The organism is Pseudomonas sp. TH43, assembly GCF_016650635.1.
Taxonomy (GTDB): domain Bacteria; phylum Pseudomonadota; class Gammaproteobacteria; order Pseudomonadales; family Pseudomonadaceae; genus Aquipseudomonas.
In genome coordinates this window covers 727,835-749,823 of record NZ_JAEKFI010000001.1, presented here as the reverse complement: position 1 = coordinate 749,823, position 21,989 = coordinate 727,835, and the positions used below count along the sequence as shown (strand labels likewise).

Annotated in this window: 17 protein-coding genes and 1 pseudogene; 4 read left to right on the top strand and 14 right to left on the bottom strand. The window is 60.4% G+C overall.

Going from position 1 to position 21,989, the window contains the following annotated elements:
• A complete protein-coding gene (locus tag JFT81_RS03210) occupies positions 1–678 on the top strand; it encodes a DUF3313 domain-containing protein (RefSeq protein WP_201226091.1) in 678 nt (225 codons plus the stop codon).
• A 119-nt stretch (positions 679–797) separates the two neighbouring features.
• Here JFT81_RS03210 and JFT81_RS03205 read toward each other — a convergent pair whose 3' ends face one another.
• The 14 genes and pseudogenes from JFT81_RS03205 to JFT81_RS03140 form a co-directional block, all read right to left on the bottom strand.
• Positions 798–3,302, bottom strand: a complete 2,505-nt coding sequence (locus JFT81_RS03205; RefSeq protein WP_201226090.1) for a fused MFS/spermidine synthase — start codon at positions 3,300–3,302, stop codon at positions 798–800.
• A gap of 266 nt (positions 3,303–3,568) precedes the next feature.
• Positions 3,569–5,158 carry an arylsulfatase gene (locus JFT81_RS03200; protein ID WP_201204120.1) on the bottom strand — a complete coding sequence of 530 codons (1,590 nt, stop codon included), beginning with the start codon at positions 5,156–5,158 and terminating at the stop codon, positions 3,569–3,571.
• Between the two features lie 75 nt (positions 5,159–5,233).
• Positions 5,234–6,256 (bottom strand): HAD family hydrolase, encoded by a 1,023-nt coding sequence (locus JFT81_RS03195; RefSeq protein ID WP_201226089.1) that lies wholly within the window; start codon positions 6,254–6,256, stop codon positions 5,234–5,236.
• Positions 6,253–7,668 carry a BatD family protein gene (locus tag JFT81_RS03190; protein ID WP_201226088.1) on the bottom strand — a complete coding sequence of 472 codons (1,416 nt, stop codon included), beginning with the start codon at positions 7,666–7,668 and terminating at the stop codon, positions 6,253–6,255. The genes JFT81_RS03195 and JFT81_RS03190 overlap by 4 nt, the downstream gene beginning before the upstream one ends.
• Positions 7,665–9,245: a VWA domain-containing protein gene (locus JFT81_RS03185; RefSeq protein ID WP_201226087.1), complete on the bottom strand. Its 1,581-nt coding sequence runs from the start codon at positions 9,243–9,245 to the stop codon at positions 7,665–7,667. The genes JFT81_RS03190 and JFT81_RS03185 overlap by 4 nt, the downstream gene beginning before the upstream one ends.
• A 1-nt stretch (position 9,246) precedes the next feature.
• Positions 9,247–10,239, bottom strand: a complete 993-nt coding sequence (locus JFT81_RS03180; protein ID WP_201226086.1) for a VWA domain-containing protein — start codon at positions 10,237–10,239, stop codon at positions 9,247–9,249.
• Positions 10,226–10,825 (bottom strand): DUF4381 domain-containing protein, encoded by a 600-nt coding sequence (locus JFT81_RS03175; RefSeq protein WP_201226085.1) that lies wholly within the window; start codon positions 10,823–10,825, stop codon positions 10,226–10,228. Before JFT81_RS03175 ends, JFT81_RS03180 begins: the two co-directional genes overlap by 14 nt.
• Positions 10,822–11,760, bottom strand: a pseudogene (locus JFT81_RS03170) (DUF58 domain-containing protein). The gene JFT81_RS03175 and the pseudogene JFT81_RS03170 overlap by 4 nt, the downstream one beginning before the upstream one ends.
• An 8-nt stretch (positions 11,761–11,768) precedes the next feature.
• Positions 11,769–12,749, bottom strand: coding sequence for a MoxR family ATPase (locus JFT81_RS03165; RefSeq protein WP_201226084.1), 981 nt, complete (start codon positions 12,747–12,749; stop codon positions 11,769–11,771).
• 16 nt (positions 12,750–12,765) lie between these two features.
• On the bottom strand, positions 12,766–13,809 hold the full coding sequence (locus JFT81_RS03160) for a hypothetical protein (RefSeq protein ID WP_201226083.1): 1,044 nt from the start codon (positions 13,807–13,809) through the stop codon (positions 12,766–12,768).
• Between the two features lie 12 nt (positions 13,810–13,821).
• Positions 13,822–14,772: a transporter gene (locus tag JFT81_RS03155; RefSeq protein WP_201226082.1), complete on the bottom strand. Its 951-nt coding sequence runs from the start codon at positions 14,770–14,772 to the stop codon at positions 13,822–13,824.
• A 12-nt stretch (positions 14,773–14,784) separates the two neighbouring features.
• The gene (locus JFT81_RS03150; RefSeq protein WP_201205343.1) at positions 14,785–14,988 is read right to left on the bottom strand and encodes a hypothetical protein; all 204 of its coding nucleotides are present in this window, start codon (positions 14,986–14,988) and stop codon (positions 14,785–14,787) included.
• Between the two features lie 9 nt (positions 14,989–14,997).
• Positions 14,998–15,792, bottom strand: a complete 795-nt coding sequence (locus JFT81_RS03145) for a hypothetical protein (protein ID WP_201226081.1) — start codon at positions 15,790–15,792, stop codon at positions 14,998–15,000.
• Positions 15,793–16,026: 234 nt separating this feature from the next.
• Positions 16,027–16,455: a YciI family protein gene (locus JFT81_RS03140; RefSeq protein ID WP_201226080.1), complete on the bottom strand. Its 429-nt coding sequence runs from the start codon at positions 16,453–16,455 to the stop codon at positions 16,027–16,029.
• A gap of 331 nt (positions 16,456–16,786) precedes the next feature.
• Between JFT81_RS03140 and tpx the strand changes: the two genes are divergently transcribed.
• From tpx to JFT81_RS03125, 3 genes are all read left to right on the top strand, one after another.
• Entirely contained in the window at positions 16,787–17,287 is a 501-nt protein-coding gene (gene tpx, locus JFT81_RS03135) for a thiol peroxidase (RefSeq protein ID WP_008086450.1), read from the top strand.
• 189 nt (positions 17,288–17,476) lie between these two features.
• The gene (locus JFT81_RS03130; protein ID WP_201226079.1) at positions 17,477–18,781 is read left to right on the top strand and encodes an MdtA/MuxA family multidrug efflux RND transporter periplasmic adaptor subunit; all 1,305 of its coding nucleotides are present in this window, start codon (positions 17,477–17,479) and stop codon (positions 18,779–18,781) included.
• Positions 18,778–21,879 (top strand): MdtB/MuxB family multidrug efflux RND transporter permease subunit, encoded by a 3,102-nt coding sequence (locus tag JFT81_RS03125; RefSeq protein WP_201226078.1) that lies wholly within the window; start codon positions 18,778–18,780, stop codon positions 21,877–21,879. Before JFT81_RS03130 ends, JFT81_RS03125 begins: the two co-directional genes overlap by 4 nt.
• The last annotated feature ends 110 nt before the right edge of the window (positions 21,880–21,989 follow it).

The following is a 21,989-nucleotide window of genomic DNA, read 5'->3' as shown; positions in this document are numbered from 1 at the left end:
ATGAAGCTAGCAGTCATCATGGGCACACTGTGCATCGCCACCCTCGGCATGACCGGTTGTTCAAGCAAAACCGTGGCTCCCGATGAATATTCCGGGTTTCTCAAGGACTACAGTCAACTCAAGGAGACCCAATCCCCCTCCGGTGCCGAAGTGATGCGCTGGATCGATCCGAAGATCAACGTCAACACGTTCACCAGCGTGTACATCGAACCGACCCAACTCTATCCAAAACCACAACCGACCGCGAAGATTCCGCAACAGACCCTCAATGGCCTCACCGCCTATTACGATCAAGCGCTTAAGCGTGAGATCGGCAAGGATCTGCCATTGGCCACCGGTCCTGGCCCGGGCGTCATCGTCGTGCGTGCCGCGATCACGGCCGTCAGCAGCAAAACCGAAGGCCTGAAACCCTATGAAGTGATCCCGATTGCACTGGTGGCGGCGGCTGTCAGCACCGCCAGCGGCATTCGTGATCAGGAAACTACACTGGCCACCGAGGCCGTGTTCATCGACGGCGGTAACAATAAAGTGGTGGCACAAGTGGTGCGCAAAGGCACCGGCAAACCGCTGGAAAACGACACTCAGGTGCTGAAGACGGATGACGTCAAAGGCGTTATCGATGGCTGGGCTTCGGACCTGCATCAGTCGTATCTCAAACTCAAGGCAGAGGCCAGGTAAGACACTGAGGCTGATAGCCTCATCGCCAGCAGGGCTGGCTCCCTCAGGGGATTCGTGGCATTCACGGATCCAGTGTGGGAGCTAGCCCTGCTAGCGACAGCGGTGTGCCACACGCAACATCATTGTCCGGTAAACCAGCGGAAATACGGATTCCCTCCATCCCAACGCATCACCTCCTGCATATCCCGCCCCCACGCATCCCGATCGCCGTCGTACGCATGCAGGCTCGCCCGGTAGAACTGCATCAGCCGTTGCCGATGGGCGTTCATGCGTTCAGTGAATCCAGCATCGGCATTCACCAGCGTCGGCACCTGATACAGATCCAGCAACGCCGGCAGCACCCGAGTGATTTCCTTGCTGCGCACCCACGGCGCGTATTCGATACGCGGCTGGTCGTCAGTCACCGCCGGTGCATCAGCGGCGAAACGTTCCAGGCCGGCGCGGTCGGTAACCCAGGTCGCCAGCAACGCCGCCGCCGAACCAATCCCGACGTCCTGCAACGTGCTGCGTACGCTGTCCTGCTGGAAGCGTTCGGTGATTTTTGCCGCGTCCAGCTCCATGGGCGCCAATGAACCCACCAGCAACATCTCGTGGAACTCGCTGGTCCACAGCGAGGCATACGGGAACACGTCGAGGAAGCTGCGCACCAGCGAGCGCGAGTCATCGATGTTCTGCGTCGGCAGCGGTAGCCATTGCGCGACGATGCCCTTTTTCTCCAGGCGACTGGCGGCCAATTGGTAGAAGTCTCGTGAGTACAGATTGACCACGCCAGCGGCGGACGGCGGCGGTGGTTCCAGCGTGATCAAGTCATAGGTCTGTGGACTGCGCAGCAGTTCCTGGCGACCATCGCGCAGACGCACGTCGACGCCGGGATCACTGGCGGCATTGAAGTTGCCCTTGAACAACGGCGCAGCCTTGACCACCGAGGGCAGCAACTCGGCAACCACCCGGTGTTCCAGCCCCGGATAGCGCAGCATCGCCCCGGCCGTGATGCCGGTGCCGAAACCGATCACCAGCGTCGAACGCGGTTCGCCGTTATGGATCAGCAGCGGCAGCAGAGCCTGAATGCGCATGTAGCGCAGCGAGGGCATGGCATCGCCGGTGTTCGACACGCCTTGAATATACAAACGGTGGAACGTGTTTTCGCCTCGGCCCTGAGCGACCACCGCAACGGTGCCGCCGCGACCTTCTTCGTAGAACGCCAGCGTGCCGTTGCGCGCACCGGGCAGCAGGCTGGCAAGCTTGTCGGCCGGCGTCAAAACGGCTAATAAAACAGCGGCCAGGCCTAGTGCGACTACCGCCTGACGTCGGCCTTTCTTGACGTGGTGGCCCTTGCGCACAGCGAAATAACCGATGCTGGCAGCGATGATCGCCAACAGCCCCAAGGTACGCACCAGCCCCAGCCACGGGATCAGCAGGAAACCACACAGCATGACGCCAATGATCCCGCCGAACGTATTGAACGCGACCACCGCGCCGACATCACGCCCGACGCGTTCCTGACCAACACTCAAACGCAGGGCCAGCGGAAACGCCGCGCCCAGCAACAACGTTGGCACAAACACAATGCTTAACGCCGCCACGGCAAACCGTGCGCTCATACCGGCTAATTCGCTGGCGCCCATCGCCAGCAGCCAACTCTCGGCCTGACTTTGTGCAAACACCAACCAACGCCCGAGCAGGGCAATTTCCAGCAGCGCGATCAATCCGGCGCCGGCAATCAGCAATCCGAATACTCCCCACGGGTCACGGATGCGATTGACGCGACGGGCGAGCAGGGCGCTGCCGATAAACAGACCCGTCAGATAAGTCGCCAGCACCACGGCGAACGCGTAGGTGCGGGTGCTCATGAACTGCACGATTGATTGTGACCAGACCACTTCATAACCCAGCGCTACACCACCGGCGATGGAGTACAGCCACAACGCGGTGCGATCCGCAGGTTTCGCGCTGTGATGTTTGACTGGCGTTGTCACCGAGGTTGGCTGCTGACGTGCGAACCACAGCGCACCGACGGCAGCGAGCAGATTGAGCATCGCGGCGAACAGCGCACTGCCGCGCACGCCGAGGGCGGCGATCAGCACAAACGCTGCGAGCAGGGTGCCGATAATCGCGCCCAGGGTGTTCGCCGCATACAACTGGCCGCCGGCCTTGCCCGGATCTGTCGCCAGCGCGCGCACCAGCACCGGGAGGGTGCCGCCCATCAGTATCGCGGGGAGGCCCACCAGTGCGAACGGCAAAACCCATGCGAACAGACTGACGTGACCTTGCAGCCAGGCAAACGGACTCGCCGCCAGACTCATCGCAACCGTCGCGCCGACGCTCAATATCGCCACCAGCACTTCCAGCCCTGCATACAGCAGAACCGGTTGCTGCAAACGATCGGCCAAGCGCCCGAACAGCCAGCCGCCGATGGCCAGGCCGGCAAAAAAAGCGCTGATGCCGGTGGTGATCGCATACACCTCGACGCCGACCACCAATGACAGTTGCTTGATCCACAACACCTGATACACCAGCGCTGCGGCGCCGGAAATGCACAGCAGCAGGGCGGGGATCAACAGCGCTGGTGAAGCGGCTTGCGAGAGGGGTATGGCCGACGGCTTGCTGGCAATACGTGAGGACATTGCGGTTGCCTTGTTCCAGTTCAGAAATAACTGCGACTGTTCGGACCAATCGCTGGCAAGCCAGCTCCCACAGGTACTTTGGTAGTTCACAAAAACTCTGCTCACCAAGATCCCTGAATTAGCTCCCACAGGGAGCTTTGGCGAACACATCTTTCGTGAACAATCACAATACCTGTGGGAGCTGGCTTGCCAGCGATTGTGGCCAACTCGGTCCCAGATCGAAAACAGGGCCGCCCGCCGGTGAGGGCGGGCGGCGGTCGAGCGTCTTACTGTGCAGCCGGTGCAGCTTTCATTTTTTCAGCGATTTTGGCGTCAACCGCAGCACGGATCTGATCAATGCTGAAGCTCGCCGGTTTCTGGCTAGGCGGGTACTCGATGAAGGTCTGCAGGAACGCTGCTGACTTCTGTACCGCTTGCGCCGCGAGGTAAACGTTTTTGGTCTGCCAATCGTAATACTGATCGGATACCACGTCGGCACGCTCGTACGGGTCCATCCTCAGGTTAAGGATTTTCGGTACGCGCAGGCACACGAACGGTTCGCTCCAGACGCGGAAACCGCCCGGTTCGCGCTGCTCACAGAACACCACTTTCCAGTTATCGAAGCGCATCGACACCAGCACGCCGTCGTCGTTGAAGTAGTAGAACTCCTTGCGCTCGCCTTTAGGCTGCTGACCGGTCAGGTACGGCAGTTGGTTGAAACCGTCCAGGTGCACCTTGAAATTGGTACCGCCGGCAGTCGGCGCCCAGCCCTTGAGCAGCTTGCCTTTGACGTCGGCATCACCCGCCGCTGCGAGGAGGGTCGGGAACCAGTCCATGCCCGAGAACAGCTCGTTAGACACCTCGGCCGGTTTGATCTTGCCCGGCCAACGGATCATCGCCGGCACCCGGTACGCGCCTTCCCAGTTGGAGTTCTTCTCGTTGCGGAACGGCGTGGTTGCCGCGTCCGGCCAGGAGAACTGGTTCGGGCCGTTGTCGGTGGTGTAGACGACGATGGTGTTGTCGGTGATTTTCAAGTCATCGAGGGTCTTCAGCAGTTTGCCGACATCGGCGTCGTGCTCAAGCATGCCGTCGGCGTATTCGTTGCCGGGCATGCCGCTCTGGCCCTTCATCGAATCACGCACGTGGGTGAACACGTGCATGCGCGTGGTGTTCATCCAGACGAAGAACGGCTTGTCGGCCTTGGCCTGTTTCTCGATGAACGCTTGCGCGGCAGCGGTGGTTTCGTCGTCGATGGTTTCCATGCGCTTGGTGGTCAGCGCACCGGTGTCTTCGATCTTGCCGTCGGCGAAGCTGTGGATCACGCCACGCGGAGTGTTGGCCTTGACGAATTCGGCATCGTCTTTTGGCCAGTACGGACGCTCCGGTTCTTCTTCAGCGTTGAGGTGATAGAGGTTGCCGAAAAACTCGTCGAAACCGTGGTTGGTCGGCAGGTATTCATCCTTGTCGCCCAAGTGGTTCTTGCCGAATTGTCCGGTCGCGTAGCCCAGGCCCTTCAGTGCCTGGGCGATGGTGATGTCGCGTTTTTGCAGACCTACCGGTGCGCCGGGGATACCGACTTTCGACAGACCGGTACGCAGCGGCGTCTGCCCGGTGATAAACGAGGAACGACCGGCGGTGCAGCTGTTCTCCGCATAGTAGTCGGTGAACATCATGCCTTCTTTGGCGATGCGGTCGATGTTCGGCGTTTTATAACCGACCACGCCCATCGAATAGGCACTGATGTTGGTCTGGCCGATGTCGTCGCCGAAGATCACCAGAATGTTGGGTTTTTCAGCCGCTGTGGCGGTTGCCGACAGCGCCATCACCGAGGTTGCCACCAGGGCGAATTTCGGTAGCCACTTGCGTATGCGAGTCATCTGACTTGCTCCTTTTGCGCGGGGGTGTCGCTTGCTGCGACTTACGTTTACTGCGGTCCTGCGTGACGTTTTTTGTTATTGCACTTGCTCGGTTGCCGGTGGATCGAACGGATAGATGCGGCGCCATTCGGCCGCCATGTCCACCACCGTCCAACCCCGGGAATTTGCTTCGTCGAGGGCTTTGTCGAGTTTGCCGACCTGAGATTTGCGGTCGTATGCCCATTCACGTTTGGCATCGGTGTGATGCACCAGGCCCATGAAACGCTTGCCCGGCCCTGCGGCGGTCCACTGCAACATTTGCAGGTCACCGTCGGAGTTGCCGAAGGCGAGGATCGGTCGTTTGCCGATCACCGCGTCGATGCTTTCCGGTTTGCCGGGGCCGTCGTCGTTGTGCGCCAGTTTTGGCGTGCGCAGGATCGTGGCCTTGCCGTCCTTGTATTGGAATGCCGTGACAAACGTGGTGCCGATCACCTGTTCCGGCGGGATGCCGTAGACCTTTTCGGCGAAGGCGCGCATGAACGCGGTGTCGCCGCCGGAAACGATGTAGGTCTTGAAGTTCTGGCTGCGCAGGTAGTCGAGCATTTCCAGCATCGGCTGGAAGATCATCTCGGTGTACGGCTTGCCGGTTTTCGGGTGGCGGGCCTGACTCAGCCAGGTCTTGGCGTAATCATCGAACGCCTCGGTGGTCATGCCAGTGTGGGTGGCGCCGAAGATCTTCAGGATGCCGTCCATGCCGGCCTCGCCAAGGGCTTTGTGATCGTTTTCGATCACCGCCTTGAACGGCTGCGTGGTTTTCCATTCCGGGTGCTGCGGCGCGTTGCGCTTGATCTCGTCAAAGGCGAACAGCAGCTCGAAGTACGCCGGTTGCTCGCTCCACAGAGTGCCGTCGTTATCGAACACGGCGATGCGTTCAGCGGGTTTGACGAAGTCCTTGCTCGATTGGTCAGTGACCGCTTGAACGAACTCGATGATGCTCTTTTTCGCCGGCCCGTCGTTCCACGACGGCAACGGTTCGCTGGCCTGAGCCAACAGCGGTAAAGCCAGGCCGAACAACAGGGCCAGGCCGAAACGTTGGCGGTGCACCATCGGGTTGATCATGGGAAATCCTTCTCGTGAACGGGGTTGAGCGGGCGCAGGGCCGGTGTGGATTTTTGCTGCTGTTGTTCGGCCTGACTGTGAAGCGTAGTCAACGATTGGCGTAGTTGGGCCAAGGTTTTTTCAGTACTCGGTTCGCGACCGTAGAGCCCGCGCATCAGCCCTTGCAGACGCGGGCCGGCATCGACCAGTTTCAAGCCGAGGCGACTGCGGCGCAGCCATAGATACAGCGCGCTCAACTGTGCGGGTCGGGCGGCAAGTTGCGGATTGATTTGTTGCCAGGCGTAGTCGGGTGATTGCAGCCACGCGGCGTGGCGTGCCTGTTTGCGTGCTTGCATCGCGAGGCGGGCACGAGTGAGCGGCGCTCGGCTCAGGTAACCGAGCGCTAGCAGTGCTACGAGAACGAACACCCACAGCAGCCATTGCGTGGAGAGATGCAGGCGATTGCGGCCCAGTTGCTTCAGGTCTTCAGCGATCGAGAACACCGGTTTGTAAGCGCTGTCGGTGGCGGCGTCGAAGGTCACTGGGGGGACTTGTGCAGTGCGGGATTGCCGGGTGCCTGAGTCCCACCATTGCACTTCAATGGCGGGCAGCGTGTGCGAGCCGGCGCTGTCGATGCGGTAGGTCACGCTGTCGATACGCTGACCGCCGAGGATGTCGCCGCGACCATCATCGAGGCTGGTGACTTGCGGGTTTTTCGCATAACGACTGAGGCCGGCGACATCGCTCAGCGTCGGGGTCGGCAGGGCCATGGCCAGTGCACCGTCGGCTTGCAGGGTCAGTTGACGGGTGATGCTGTCGCCGACTTTCAACGGCGTGGCCGAGTGGGTCACGGTTTGGTTGAAGCGCACTGCGGTGGCCACCAACGGCACTTCGCCGGGCTTAAAACCGGGAGGTTGGGTGGTGCGAAATTGCAACGGCTCGGTCTGCGCGCTGATTTCAGCGCTGGCCTGAGCGGGAGTGGCTCGCACGGTCAGGGCCGGAATGTCGAAGGTACGGGCAACGTTCGGGGTGATCAGGTAGCTATAGCGCATGCCGTTGAAGGCTTGACCATCGATGGTCTGGTTGAGGTGCTGCGCCTGACTGTCCGGCGGCATGACCAGTGCGCCGTCAAGCTTGAGGTCGGGCAGGGTGGCGGCACGGGTGAACCAGGTGTCGGTAAGAACGTCGACTTGCAACTCGACCAGACCACCAACCATGGCGCCGTCAGCGGGTTGCAGGTGGGCCTGGACTTTGAGTTGGGGTTCGGCTGCAAAGGCATTGAGGCTGAGCAGGCTGACCAAGAATACAGTGCTGATTCTTGTGTTGATTGATCTGGCCCCTTCGCGAGCAGGCTCGCTCCCACAGTAGATTTGCGGGGTACATACAACCAATGTGGGAGCGAGCCTGCTCGCGAATGCTTCAATCCGGTTCATGGCTTGGCCCCCGATTGATCCTGCAAGCTGAACTTCTGCTTGAGGAATTTCGCCGGGGAGGTCGTGAGGTTCTGCAACCACAACGCATCCGACGTCGCCTGCTCGGTTTCGACCGCTTTGCTCTGCCCCTTGCCCGGGGCCTTGTCGAATTTCACCTCGTCCGGCTTGGTCTCAGGCGCATTTTTCTCGGCACTGTCGGTGTCTTTGAGCAACGCCTGCGCCAAGGCCAGATTCGCCGTCGCTTCGGGAAATTGCGGTTGCAGTTTCAACGCCTGCTCATAGGCAGCAATCGCTTCATCAAACTTGAAGCGGCGCACGTAAATATTGCCTAGATAGAAGTACGCCTGCGGTGTTTCCAGTCGCGCAAACGTCGCCAATGCCAAGTCGTAATCGGCAGCGTGATAGGCCGCGACGCCTTTCCAGTAAGGGTCGACAAACAGCGCAGCAGCTTGCGGCCAATGCTCATGCTCGACAGCCCAGCGCCCTTGCTGATCGCGAGTGAAAAACGCGTCGGTCAACGCGTTAGCCTGCGCCGGGGCTGCCGGCCAGCCGAGTCCCACGGCAAGCGCCAGCGCCGGCATCCAATTCACACTCCAGCCTTTGCGAACGCTGAAAAGCGCCAACAGCAACAACGGCCAACACAGCCAATATCCGGCGTCTTTCCAGTGCAGTTCGCGCTGTTCGGCGCTGGCGCTCTGGAAGTGCTGTTGCGCGTGCAGTTCGACCCAGTCCAGATCATCGTCATTAAGCGTCAGGCTGCCGAGCGGCGCGTCCAGCGCCGAAGCCAGTTGCTTGAGGGCGGCCTGATCAAAACTGCCCAGCGCCGGGCGTCCATTGGCATCAGTGCGCGGCTGGCCATTGGTATCGTGGAGGATCCCGCCGTCCGCACTGCCAACCGCCAGTACCAGGACTTGCAACTGGCTGCCGCTCAGCTGTTTATCGAGGCCTGCGAGTTGCGCGGTGTCGGCGCCGTCGGTGATCAGCAACAGGCTGCCAGGGGTCTTTTCAGCACTGAGCAGGCGTTTGGCCTGATCGATCACGGCGCCGACGTCCTTGCCCGGTTTGTCGATCAGCCCGGTGCCCAAGGCCTGGATAAAGGTGTCGAGCAGCGCCGGGTCATCGGTGGGCGGCAACACCAGATGCGCACTGCCAGCGTAAGCGATCAGCGCCGTGCGGGCGCCAGCACGGCGCTGGGTCAGGTCGTGCAGCTTGTGTTTGGCCGCTTCCAGGCGTGTCGGTTGCACATCATTGGCATCCATCGACGGCGACAGATCGACGGCGACGATCAGCGGCGCACGATTTTCGAGGAAGTCCGGGCGATCCTGTTCCCAAGTCGGCCCGGCCGCCGCAATGGCGCCGAGTATCAACACCGCGCACAACAGATGCACCGGACGCAGGCGGTGGTGATCCTGTGGCGTGACCAACAAGTGTGGCAGCAGGTGTTCGGCAATGTTGCCGCGCAGTCGCTGTTGCAGGTTACGGCTGTGACGCCAGATCAGCGGCAGCAGTGCGCCGAGCAGCGCTACCAGCAACCATAGCGGGCGCAGGAAATGCAAGTCACCGAGATTGATCTCCATCTCAGGCCTCCTGCCGCTGGCGGGCGAAAGACAACCGCAGGTGCAACATCGCGCCGAGGTGATACAGCGCCAACAACACGATCGCCGCGCCCAGCGGCCAGTAGAACAACTCCCGTTGCGGTTGATGGCTGAGGGTTTTCACCTGATGCGGAGTGAGGCGGTCGAGGGTGCTGTAGACCTGATCCAGCGCGGTGCGGTCTTCGGCGCGGAAGAACTGGCCCCCCGTGGTTTTGGCGATTTGCTCAAGGCCCGGCAGATTGACCTTGGCTTCGCCGGAGGCGCTCGGATCGCCAATGCCGATGGTGTGAATCACCACGCTTTTGTTGGCCGCCATTTGCGCGGCGTGATCCGGGGTGATCGCGCTGCTGGTGTCGTTGCCGTCGGTGAGCAGGATCAGCACTTTTTCCTGTTCGTGGGCCTGATCGAGCAGCTTCAGACTCAGGCCGATGGCGTCGCCGATGGCGGTATTGGGGCCGGCCATACCGATGCCGGTGTCAGCCAACAACAGCGAGAGGCTCGCGTGATCGAGGGTCAGCGGTGCCTGCGGATAAGCGCCACTGCCGAACACGATCAGGCCGAGACGATCGTCCTTGCGCTTGTCGATGAAGCCTTGCACGACTTCTTTTACCGCTGCCAGACGATTGATTTTCTGGCCGCTGGCGTTGGTGAAATCTTCGGTTTCCATCGATTGCGAGATATCGATGGCGAGCATCAGGTCGCGCACCGGTTGCTGGCGTTCGATGGGTTTTTCGACGAACACCGGGCGCGCCGCAGCCAGCAGAATCAGTGCCCAGACCAAAAGATTAAGCAGCACTTGCCAGGCATTGCGGCGAGTGCCGGCGTTGGCCGGTGCTTCACCGACCGCGCGACTCATGGCGCCGAAAAACGGCACGCGCACGGCACTGCGAGCTTCGTTGTAAGCGGGCAGGTAGTGGTAAGCCAGCCAGGGCAATGGCAGCAGGAGCAACAGCCATGGGTAATCAAGCTGCCACATGATGATGCTCCACCCAGTATTGGCAGGTGTCGAACAGCGCCAGGCGTTGCTCGGCGGGGAGGGCGCGCAAGGAGTCGTCGGGGGCGTAGGCCAACTGGGCGAGTTGCTCGCTGAAGTCCGCCGGGAGCGGCTTCTTGCTATACCGCTGTAAAAAGTCTTGCCAATCCAATCCCCCCAACGCCGCCGCCCCCTGTGGGAGCGAGCCTGCTCGGGAAAGCGCTGTGCCAGACAATACAGATGTTGAATGTGCCGGCCTCTTCGCGAGCAGGCTCGCTCCCACATTGATCGGGTTCCAGCTCGGGGATTGTGTGGGCATCGAGAGGGCTACGCGTTTCAGTAGCTCTGGCAGCTCGCGCAATGCGCTGAGGTCATCGCTGCGATCACGCAGTTGCGCCAACCGGGCCAGGCCTTCGCGGCGATACTGATCGCGGCGCCATTGCAAATGGCGGCGTACGCAGACAACCAGCGCCAACAAGATCAAAACCGCGAGCAACACCCACCAGCCCCACGTCTGTGGCGCATAGCTCACAGGCGCTGGCAAGCCCAGCTCCTTGAGCTGATCGATGCTCGGGATATTCGTATTCATCGCCGTGGGCCGGCGGTTTTGCCAAGTTCGGCACGCAATTGTGCATGCGCCTCTTCGGCAGTGCTGAACATCAGCAACGGCACCTGACTACGCCGCAGCAGGATGGCGACGTCCTTGAGTCGGCCGCCAAGGTAATCGCCCAACGGCTGATGCACGCTGCGTTTTTCAACCGCCAGTTCTACCTGCAATTGCCCTTGCGTCACCAGCAACCGGCCATTGCTCGGCAGTTTCAACGCCAGCGGATCATAGACTTGCAGAGCGATCACATCGTTGTGCGCGCGCAGTTGCCGCATCAATTGCAAGGTGCGCTCTGCGGCGCCGGCAAAGTCGCTGACGATGCAGATCAGATGATCATGGCCGGCCAATGCCAGGCAGCGCTGCAAGGCCTTATCCAGCTGATCTTCGTCTTCAGCATCGGGGTTGGCGGCGTTCAGCGCTTGATTCTGTTCGGTGATGCGGCTGAGCAACGCCTCAACCCGCTTGCGGCTGCGCAATGGCGCGACGCTGTCGATGCGTTGATCATTGAACACCAGGCCACCCACCCGGTCACCGGCGTTGAACACCATCCACGCCGCCAGTGCGCCCAACTCGGCGGCAAGTGCAGACTTGAAGCTGCGTTGCGAGCCAAAAAACATCGACATGCGTTGATCAACCACAATCAGCGCCGGGCGATCGCGCTCTTCGGTGAAGGTGCGCACCACCGGTTTGCCGGTGCGCAGCGAGGCGCGCCAGTCGAGGTGACGCAGATCGTCGCCCGGCTGATAACGCCGTAGCTCATCGAAGTTCAGACCACGGCCACGCAGGCGCGAGGCATGGTTGCCGGCGAGGATGCTGCCCTGCGGTTAGCGGGCGAGAAAGCTCAGGTCACGGGCCTTGAACTCCAGCGCCATCAATTGCGCGAGAGAGACGTAAACCAGGCCATCCGTGCTGTTCATATGCAACCTCAGGCCGGAATCGCCACTTTGTCGAGAATCCGGTCGAGCACCTGGTCGGCCGTCACGCCATCAGCCACCGCGTCATAGCTCAATTGCAGGCGATGCCGCAGTACCGGATGCACCACGGCGCGGACGTTGTCCGGCGAAACAAAATCCTGACCCTGCAACCACGCATCGGCGCGCGCGCAGCGATCCAGACCGATGCCGCCCCGCGGACTCGCGCCAATGCTGATCCAGCGGCCAAGGTCTTCGTCGTAATCGGCGGGGTGGCGGGTGGCGTTGATCAGGTCGATCAGATAGGTGTCGATGGCCGGCGATACATGCACCGCACTGACTTCCTTGCGCGCAGCGAAAATCACCTCCTGCGACAGGCTGAAACCCTTGGTTGGCGCGGTGTTGGCGCCTTGGGCGAACTCCTCGGCGCGCAACAATCGCAGGACCTGACCTTCGTTGTCGGCGCTCGGATAATCGAGCAGGACTTTCATCAGGAAGCGGTCCATCTGCGCTTCCGGCAACGGATAAGTACCTTCCTGCTCGATCGGGTTTTGCGTGGCGACGACGATGAACAGTTCCGGCAGCAGATGACTGTTGCCAGCCACGGTGATCTGCCGCTCTTCCATGGCTTCGAGCAGCGCTGCCTGCACTTTTGCGGGCGCTCGGTTGATCTCGTCGGCGAGGATCAGGTTGCCGAACAGCGGGCCCTGCTGGAAGCGGATTTCGTTCTGGCCCGCAACCTGATGCAGGACTTCGGCACCGGTTATGTCCGAGGGCAAAAGATCCGGCGTGAACTGGATGCGACTCATCTTCGCGTCGAGGTGTTTGGCCAATGCCTTGACCGTGCGAGTCTTGGCCAGTCCCGGCAGGCTCTCCAGCAGCAAATGCCCGTTGGCCAGCAGGCCGAGGAGGATCTGCCGGATCACCTGATCCTGGCCGAGCACCGATTCGGCAATGCTTGCTTGCAGGGCATTAAGGTCGCTGAGTGCTGTCATGGCGTGTGCTTCCTTCTCAAAACATGAACGTCGGAATGACCGGAATGAACGACAGCCGGAAATTCCAGCGGCTACTGATCAGGTCGTCAGGGTGGATCGCCGAGTACTGGATTTCGCCGGAGATGCGCACCGGTAATTTGCCGAAGTTGAAAATCCGCCCGGCACCAATGCCGATGGGGAAGGTGACCTTGTTGCCGCCGTCGGCTTTCCAGTTGACGGTGACGTTGGGCGTCATACCGATCCGCCATTGTTCCGGCCCTGGAATCGCCCGTTGAATGAAGTACTGCACGTTGGTCAGGCTGACGTCCTTGCGTTTGCTGTCGCCGCCGACGGACCACCAGTGCTGCGGAAACACGCCGAGCGTCCAGTCCGGGCCGAGGTAAGCGGCGACGAACGCCGGGCCCAGCGAATATTTGCCGGTGCCGAGCACGTCTTCTTCAGCGGTGGGAAACATCGCCGTCGGGCCGACGCCCCAGACCAGTTTGCCGCCGCCGTCGAAGCGGATCGGCTCCTTGGGCGAGAACACGCCGACATAGGCCAGATCGCCGAAACCGCTGGTGCGGTCGAACGGATCCTGAATAACCGAGGTGAAGTCGCCGCGATCGTGCAGCAACTCGTTCGGGCCCATGCCGATCAGATTGCCGGCCTTGCGGTTGACCGGGGCGCTGACGTAACTGATCGGCAAGCGGTTGATCAGGTTCCAGTCTTCCCCGAGGGAGATCGGGAAGGTCGGCATGAAACTGTACTTGCCGAGCATCCGTGTGCCGTTGCTGTTCGGGCCTTTGAGCGCGGTGTAGTCGTATTGGTTGAACAGCAGCACGAGGTTGCCGACCGGGTTGTCCATCAACTTGGCGATCTGTTCGGTGGACGGGTCGCAACCGGCAGCCACGACTTTTTTCAGGTCGATGTCGAAGTCTTGTTGCAGGCGGTGGCAGGTTTCGGGGTCGCCCTTGGCAGTGCTCGGCGTCGGTGGGGTGCCAAGGGTCGGCAAGTCGCCCGCTGCGCAGGCGAGGCCACTGAACAGCGCACTGCATAAGGTCAAACAACGAGAAATGGCCATCCCTGGCTCCTTCTAGAAAAACGCCAGGGTCATGTTGACGCTGACGCCATTGCCTTCGGGGCGGTTCTTGGTGTCGAACTCCGGCACCCAGCGCGCGCTGATGTTGGCCTGGGCGTCGGCGAACTTCCCGGCCCAACCGATCACCGGTCCGGCACCGACTGAGCGCCCGCGGAAGCCATTCAAGGCATCGGCAGTATCGCCTTTGTCATCGCTGATCTGCTGAATGTAACCGGCGGCCAGCCCGGCGCTCCAGCCATTACCGAAACCGTGGGTCCACAGCGCATCAAGCGTGAAAATATTACCGTTGCGATAGTCCGTGGCGTCGTTCTCGGTGTAGAACTCAAGCCCGCTCGACAGGGTGAACTCGCCACCCTTGCCATCCAGATGAGTGAAGGCCACGGTCGGCATGAACGTGTAATTGTTCTGCCCGGAGTTAGCCAGGCGATTTTCGTTGTAGGCCCCGGCCGGTACGTAGATCGGCAGGGAGAACGCGATGTGGTTCAGTGCATCGAAGTGATAACCGGCGGCAATCGGCGTGATCAGCGGATCGGCGAACTGGGTACCGGAATCGCTGGTGCCGAGGGTGCGTCCACGCGGGCCGGTGACAGCGGCGTCGATGTCGGTGTATTGCACCGGAATACCAATGGCTGAAGCGAAGTTCCACGGGCCTTTGCCGGTGTCCCAGATGTGCGTCAGGTTGGTCATGGTGTAGGAGACTTTCATGTCGATGCCGGCACTGACTTCACCGGAAATCGGCGCGCCACGACTGCCCTTCAGCGAACCGTCGTACCAGATGCTGGTGACTGAAACCACCCAGCCCGGTTCCGGTGGTATCACCCCCGCATTGGAATACACCTGTTGCCCGGTAATGGGCCTACCCACTCCGCCTTCGGTGGCGTACAGCAGCGGACTGCCGAGCATGCACAGCGCCAGTATCGGGCGCACAACGTTAGGCTTGACCATCACAGACTCCGCTTATTGTTGGGTATTGACCGGGTTGAGCAACGGCATCTTCCACTCGCCGCTGCGCCCACCGAGTCTGGTGAGCGACGTCTGCGCAGGCGGCTCGCCTTGCATGGCGATCGTGCCGATGCGCGCATCGAGATCCTGAGCGCCGACGCCGCAACTGGCGAACAGGGTCATCAGGCTGAAAGCGGCCGCGCGAAGAGCGATATGCATGAAATATCCTTATTTACCGAAGGTGACGTTGATACCGGCGAACAGGGTGAATTGCGGCAGTCCCTCGCCTTTGCGTTCGACCGTCCATTGCGGCTCGACAAAGGCGTTGAGAATGTTGCTGCCGGATTTCCACACCTTGCCTGCGCCGAGGCCGATCGGGATGTAGTGGGTGTCGTTTTTCAGATCGAACGTCCAGGTGCCGGTGGAGCGCAGGTACCAGCCTTTTTCCAGGTTATGGATGATGAAGGGCTGCATCGTCGCCGTTTCGACGTGGGGCCGATCATGATCGCCGGCGAACGAACTCTGGTACTGCACCAGTGCGCCAAGCAGCCCGCGCGGTGAAGAGTCAATCGCTATCGCGGCAAGGCCGGCCTGCCATTTACCGGTGCCCAGTTCGTCCTCGGCAGCCGTGGGTGCGGTGATTTGCGGGCCGATGCCCAACTGCACGCCATCGGTCTTGAGCAGGAAGATATCGAACAGATTGAGATCGCCGATGCCGCTGCTATAACCGCCGTGCGGGTCGGGGCGGGTGCTGACCGGCATGGTTGCGCGGAGCAATTGCGGCACACCAATGAAGTCGTTCGGCGCAATCGGCAAGGTGCCGCGCAACAGGGCGTCGTTGGTATGGACATTGGTGTCGTAGAGCTTGGGTGTGTAGTAGTCCTGAAGGTTGGCGCCGGGCGCCAGGTTCAGCGGGTTGTTGCTCTTGTTGGCTTCCTCCGCGTTATTCGCCCAGGCACAACCTACGGGCGTCAGCGAACTCGCCAACAGCAAGGCGCAGCATCCCCATTGATTCAAAACCATTCCCCGATTCCCTGGTGGCTGATTGGATAACTCGGCACTTGGCGGCCGTTGACGGCGTAATCCCTTTCTTATCAACCCTGTAGGACACGTCTGAATGACGCTAGCAGCAAATTCGGAGTTAGCCAGTCGAATGGATTAATTCTTTGGTTTTGTGAGCAAAGTCTCGCTTGTTTCATGTCCTAATTGGTTAGTACCCCGCAGGAGTGGCATCCAGTTGCTCCAGCGGGGTTGGCATTAGCCGTTTTTTTTGGCTTGTTCGCGCACACGCTCTTCCTGTTCCCGCGCTTGCGGGGTGAATTCGGCGCCAAAATCTTCGGCGGAGAATATCTGGCGGATTTCAATTTCGGACTCAGTGCCAGGCATTGGGTTGGGGCAGCGTTTGACCCATTCGATGGCTTCTTCTTTCGATTTCACTTCCCAGATCCAATAGCCGGCGACCAACTCCTTGGTCTCTATAAAGGGGCCGTCGATGACTGTGCGCTTTTCGCCGGAGAAGCGAACACGGGCGCCTTTGCGGCTTGGGTGGAGGCCATCGCAATCGACCAGAATGCCGGCCTTGGCCAGTTCTTCGTTGAAATTGCCCATTTCGGTAATCAATTGTTCGCTAGGCATGATGCCGGCCTCGGAATCGGCGCTGGCTTTGACAAAGATCATGAATCGCATGGCGGTTACTCCAGAGAGTGTGAGGGATTCATTGCTTAGTCGAATGAGCAGGTCAGGAATCGACAGCCTCTAAAATAAACGACGCGGATCCGGTATCTCCGAAGATCCCTGTGGGAGCGAGCCTGCTCGCGAATACGGCAGCACATCCAGCATAGCGTTGATTGGCAGAATGCCTTCGCGAGCAGGCTCGTTCCCACAGGTGATCGGGTTGTGTGCAATTTCACGGCAAGAGCATGACAATTTCGGTTCAGGCATAGGTTGTCGAACAATTTCGTGGTTAACTTCGGCCCTTGCGTGATTTTCTAAAACAACGTTCAGAAGGACTCAAGTCATGGCTCAAGTCACCCTCAAAGGCAACCCGGTTCAAGTCAACGGCCAGTTGCCACAAGCCGGTTCCAAGGCGCCAGCCTTTTCCCTGGTTGCCGGCAATCTGTCCGACGTCACCCTGAAAGACTTTGCCGGCAAGCGCAAAGTGCTGAACATCTTCCCAAGCGTCGATACTCCGACCTGCGCCACCTCCGTGCGCAAGTTCAATGCTCAGGCCAACGAAGTGGCCAACACCGTGGTGCTGTGCATCTCGGCTGACCTGCCGTTCGCCCAAGCGCGTTTCTGCGGCGCCGAAGGTCTGGAAAACGTCCAGAACCTGTCGACCCTGCGCGGTGCCGAGTTCATCGAAAACTACGGCGTAGCCATCGCTGACGGCCCGCTGAAAGGCCTGACCGCCCGTGCTGTGGTCGTTCTGGACGAAAACGACAACGTCCTGCACAGCGAACTGGTCAAGGAAATCGCTGAAGAGCCGAACTACGACGCGGCACTGGCTGTGTTGAAATAAGTGTTCTGAAACAAACGCTTTACAATTGTTAACGGCCTGGCACTGTCCAGGCCGTTTTCATTTGTGTATCAGTGCTTTGCCACACACCTTGAAACGTAAGTTGAAAGTAAATAGCCGGTAAAGCTGCTTTGCTTAAGTCTCGTCAGTGCTTATCGTTCAGCCTCCCGTAAAAAGAAGCCCACGCGCCCAATGGTTAATCAATCCATGCAATCGTCCCCACGCAACTCCCGTCGCTGGCTGATCAGCCTGCTTGTCTTGTTGGTTATCGCCGTCCTGTGCTGGAAATTCTGGCCCGCCGGTTCGGCCCACAAAGAGGGCGCTGACAAGGCGGCCGGGCATACCGGGCGTTCGGGGATGATGCGGCCGGGCTTCGGTGGTGGCACCGGGCCGATTCCGGTGCGGGTCGCGCCGGCGGTCACAGGGGACTTCCCGCTGTATTACAAGGCACTGGGCACGGTGACGGCGCTCAATACCATCAACGTACGCAGCCGGGTTGGCGGCGAGTTGGTGAAGATCAATTTCGAAGAAGGGCAGATGGTCAAGGCCGGGGATCTGCTGGCAGAGATCGATCCGCGTCCTTATCAGAATGCCTTGCTGCAGGCTGAAGGCACCTTGCTGCAGAACCAGGCACAGCTGAAAAATGCTCAGGTCGACGTTGAGCGTTACCGCGGTCTGTTCAAAGAGGACAGCATCGCCAAACAGACTCTGGATACCGCCGAAGCGCTGGTGGGCCAGTATCTGGGCACGGTCAAGACCAATCAGGCAGCGGTCAACGACGCCAAGCTCAATCTGGAATTCACCAAAATCCGCGCGCCGATTGCCGGTCGTGTCGGCTTGCGTCAGGTCGACGTCGGTAACCTCGTGGCGGCCAATGACACCACATTCCTCGCCGTGATTACTCAGACCCAACCGATCAGCGTCGCCTTCACACTGCCGGAAAACAGCCTTGAAACCGTGCTCGCCCGCTACCGCAGCGGCGCCAAACTGCCCGCCGAAGCGTGGGATCGCGGCGATGCCAAACTGCAAGCCACCGGCGTGCTGCAAAGCCTCGATAACCAGATCGACGTCGCCACTGGCACCCTGAAGTTCAAGGCGCGTTACGATAACCGCGATCAATCGCTGTTCCCCAATCAGTTCGTCAACGTGCACTTGCTGGCTGATACGCTGAAAGGCGTAGTGCTGGCACCGTCGGCGGCCATTCAGTTCGGCACCAACGGCACCTTCGTCTATGCGCTGGACGGCGACAAGAAAGTCACCATCCGACAACTGAAAATCGGCGCCAGTGACGGTGAGAACACCGTGATCACCGAAGGCCTGGCCGCCGGCGATCGAGTGGTGCTGGAAGGCACCGACCGCCTCAAGGAAGGCAGCGAAGTGGAAGTGGTCAATGACAGTAATCAGGTGCCGACCACGCCGACCGAACACCTGCAAGGTAAATTCGCCGCGACCCCGACTGACACTGCTGTCACCGACAAGGCCAAGAAGGGCGCATGAACATTTCGCGGCTGTTCATCCTCCGTCCGGTAGCCACTACCCTGAGCATGCTGGCCATTGTTCTGGCCGGCCTGATCGCTTATCGCTTGCTGCCGGTCTCGGCGCTGCCGCAGGTCGATTACCCGACCATTCGCGTCATGACCCTGTATCCCGGCGCGAGCCCGGACGTGATGACCAGCGCCGTCACCGCGCCGCTCGAACGTCAGTTCGGGCAGATGCCGGGGCTGACGCAGATGGCTTCGACCAGCTCCGGTGGCGCTTCGGTGCTGACCCTGCGTTTCAGCCTCGACATCAACATGGATGTCGCCGAACAACAGGTGCAAGCGGCGATCAATGCGGCAACCAATCTGCTGCCGACCGACTTGCCGGCGCCGCCGGTGTACAACAAGGTCAACCCGGCCGACACCCCGGTGCTGACTCTGGCCATTACCTCGAAAACCATGCTCCTGCCCAAACTCAATGACCTGGTCGATACGCGCATGGCGCAGAAAATCGCTCAGATCAGCGGCGTCGGCATGGTCAGCATTGCCGGCGGCCAGCGGCAGGCCGTGCGGATCAAGGTCAACCCGGAAGCCCTGGCCGCCAACAGCCTGAACCTGTCGGACGTGCGCACCTTGATCAGTGCATCCAACGTCAACCAGCCGAAAGGTAACTTTGACGGCCCGACCCGGGTGTCGATGCTCGACGCCAATGATCAACTGACCTCGCCCAAGGATTACGCCAACCTGATCCTCGCCTACAAGAATGGCGCGCCGCTGCGGCTCAAGGACGTTGCGGAAATCGTCGATGGTGCGGAAAACGAGCGTCTGGCCGCGTGGGCAAACCTGAATCAGGCGGTGTTGCTGAACATCCAGCGTCAGCCGGGTGCGAACGTGATTGAAGTGGTCGACCGGATCAAGGCTTTGCTGCCGAGCATCACCGACAACCTGCCGGCCGGTCTCGAAGTGACGGTGCTGACTGACCGTACTCAAACCATCCGCGCCTCGGTTACCGACGTGCAACATGAACTGCTGATCGCCATCGCGCTGGTGGTGATGGTGACGTTCCTGTTCCTGCGTCGCGCCAGTGCGACGATCATTCCGTCGGTGGCGGTGCCACTGTCGCTGATTGGTACCTTCGGCGTGATGTATCTGGCCGGGTTTTCGGTCAACAACCTGACCCTGATGGCGTTGACTATCGCCACGGGTTTCGTGGTCGACGATGCGATCGTGATGCTGGAAAACATCGCGCGCTTTATCGAAGAGGGCGATAGTCCGATGCAGGCGGCGCTCAAGGGCGCCAAACAGATTGGTTTTACCCTGATTTCACTGACCCTGTCGCTGATTGCGGTACTGATACCGCTGCTGTTCATGGCTGACGTGGTCGGGCGGCTGTTCCGCGAGTTCGCCATCACCTTGGCGGTAGCAATCCTGATTTCGCTTGTCGTCTCGCTGACCCTGACGCCAATGATGTGCGCGCGCTTGCTCAAGCGTGAGCCGGAAGAACATGAGCAAGGCCGTTTCTATCGGGCCAGTGGCGCGGTGATCGACTGGATGATTGCGGCCTATGGGCGCAAATTGCAGTGGGTGCTCAAGCATCAGCCGCTGACATTGATGGTGGCCATCGGCACACTGGCGTTGACCGTGTTCCTTTATATGGTGGTGCCGAAGGGTTTCTTCCCGGTACAGGACACCGGGGTCATTCAGGGTATTTCCGAGGCACCGCAGTCGATTTCCTTCGCGGCGATGGGCGAGCGGCAGCAGGCGCTGGCGAAAATCATTCTCGAAGACCCGGCAGTACAAAGCCTGTCGTCCTACATTGGTGTCGACGGCGACAACGCCACGCTCAACAGCGGGCGCTTGCTGATCAACCTCAAACCTCACGGGCAGCGAGAGCTGACTGCCACTGAAGTGATCGCACGCCTGCAACCGCAACTGGACAAACTGGTCGGTATTCGTCTGTTCATGCAGCCGGTGCAGGACTTGACCATCGAAGACCGTGTCAGCCGCACGCAATACCAGTTCAGCATGTCCTCGCCGGACTCTGAACTGCTCAGCCAATGGAGCAGTCGTCTTGTCGAAGCGTTGGCGCAACGCCCGGAGCTGACCGATGTTGCCAGCGACTTGCAGGACAAGGGCTTGCAGGTCTATCTGGTGATCGACCGTGATGCCGCCTCGCGCCTCGGCGTTTCGGTAGCGAATATCACTGACGCTTTGTACGACGCCTTCGGGCAACGGCAGATCTCGACCATTTACACCCAGGCCAGTCAGTACCGCGTGGTGCTGCAGGCACAGGCCGGGGAGAAAATCGGCCCGCAGGCGCTGGATCAGATTCACGTCAAGACCACCGACGGCGCGCAGGTACGGTTATCGAGTCTTGCCCATGTCGAGGAACGTCAGGCGCAACTGGCGATTACCCACATCGGCCAGTTTCCGGCAGTGATGATGTCGTTCAACCTCGCGCCCGGCGTGGCGCTGGGGCATGCGGTCGACGTGATCGAGCAGGTTCAGAAAGACATCGGCATGCCGGTGGGCGTGCAGACCCAGTTCCAGGGCGCGGCGGAAGCGTTTCAGGCTTCGCTCTCGAGCACTTTGCTGCTGATTCTGGCGGCGGTAGTGACCATGTACATCGTGCTGGGTGTGCTTTACGAGAGTTACATCCACCCGATCACCATACTTTCGACATTGCCGTCGGCGGCGGTCGGCGCGTTGTTGGCATTGCTGCTCAGCGGCAACGACCTGGGCATGATCGCGATCATCGGCATCATTCTGTTGATTGGTATCGTCAAGAAGAACGCGATCATGATGATCGACTTTGCCCTCGATGCCGAACGCAACCAGGGCATGGCGCCGGAGGAGGCGATTTATCAGGCGGCGCTGCTGCGTTTCCGACCGATTCTGATGACAACGCTGGCGGCCTTGTTTGGCGCTGTGCCATTGATGCTCGCCACCGGTTCCGGCGCTGAACTGCGCCAACCGCTGGGTCTGGTGATGGTCGGTGGTTTGTTGGTGAGCCAGGTGCTGACGCTGTTCACCACGCCGGTGATCTACCTGTATTTCGATCGTCTGGGCCGGCGCTTTGGCAAGACCAATGCGGACGCCGAAGAGGTCTCGGTATGACTTCAGCCCTACAGCTAACCCCTTGTGGGAGCGAGCCTGCTCGCGAATGCGGCGTTTCAGTCGCTACACAGGCTGGATGTGACGGCCTCTTCGCGAGCAGGCTCGCTCCC

What these genes read in the sequence shown, in the direction of transcription:
- JFT81_RS03210 (WP_201226091.1), top strand. Translation starts at nt 1, where the DNA reads ATGAAGCTAGCAGTCATCATGGGCACACTGTGCATCGCCACCCTCGGC.
- JFT81_RS03205 (WP_201226090.1), bottom strand. Translation starts at nt 3,302, where the DNA reads ATGTCCTCACGTATTGCCAGCAAGCCGTCGGCCATACCCCTCTCGCAA.
- JFT81_RS03200 (WP_201204120.1), bottom strand. Translation starts at nt 5,158, where the DNA reads ATGACTCGCATACGCAAGTGGCTACCGAAATTCGCCCTGGTGGCAACC.
- JFT81_RS03195 (WP_201226089.1), bottom strand. Translation starts at nt 6,256, where the DNA reads ATGATCAACCCGATGGTGCACCGCCAACGTTTCGGCCTGGCCCTGTTG.
- JFT81_RS03190 (WP_201226088.1), bottom strand. Translation starts at nt 7,668, where the DNA reads ATGAACCGGATTGAAGCATTCGCGAGCAGGCTCGCTCCCACATTGGTT.
- JFT81_RS03185 (WP_201226087.1), bottom strand. Translation starts at nt 9,245, where the DNA reads ATGGAGATCAATCTCGGTGACTTGCATTTCCTGCGCCCGCTATGGTTG.
- JFT81_RS03180 (WP_201226086.1), bottom strand. Translation starts at nt 10,239, where the DNA reads ATGTGGCAGCTTGATTACCCATGGCTGTTGCTCCTGCTGCCATTGCCC.
- JFT81_RS03175 (WP_201226085.1), bottom strand. Translation starts at nt 10,825, where the DNA reads ATGAATACGAATATCCCGAGCATCGATCAGCTCAAGGAGCTGGGCTTG.
- JFT81_RS03165 (WP_201226084.1), bottom strand. Translation starts at nt 12,749, where the DNA reads ATGACAGCACTCAGCGACCTTAATGCCCTGCAAGCAAGCATTGCCGAA.
- JFT81_RS03160 (WP_201226083.1), bottom strand. Translation starts at nt 13,809, where the DNA reads ATGGCCATTTCTCGTTGTTTGACCTTATGCAGTGCGCTGTTCAGTGGC.
- JFT81_RS03155 (WP_201226082.1), bottom strand. Translation starts at nt 14,772, where the DNA reads ATGGTCAAGCCTAACGTTGTGCGCCCGATACTGGCGCTGTGCATGCTC.
- JFT81_RS03150 (WP_201205343.1), bottom strand. Translation starts at nt 14,988, where the DNA reads ATGCATATCGCTCTTCGCGCGGCCGCTTTCAGCCTGATGACCCTGTTC.
- JFT81_RS03145 (WP_201226081.1), bottom strand. Translation starts at nt 15,792, where the DNA reads ATGGTTTTGAATCAATGGGGATGCTGCGCCTTGCTGTTGGCGAGTTCG.
- JFT81_RS03140 (WP_201226080.1), bottom strand. Translation starts at nt 16,455, where the DNA reads ATGCGATTCATGATCTTTGTCAAAGCCAGCGCCGATTCCGAGGCCGGC.
- tpx (WP_008086450.1), top strand. Translation starts at nt 16,787, where the DNA reads ATGGCTCAAGTCACCCTCAAAGGCAACCCGGTTCAAGTCAACGGCCAG.
- JFT81_RS03130 (WP_201226079.1), top strand. Translation starts at nt 17,477, where the DNA reads ATGGTTAATCAATCCATGCAATCGTCCCCACGCAACTCCCGTCGCTGG.
- JFT81_RS03125 (WP_201226078.1), top strand. Translation starts at nt 18,778, where the DNA reads ATGAACATTTCGCGGCTGTTCATCCTCCGTCCGGTAGCCACTACCCTG.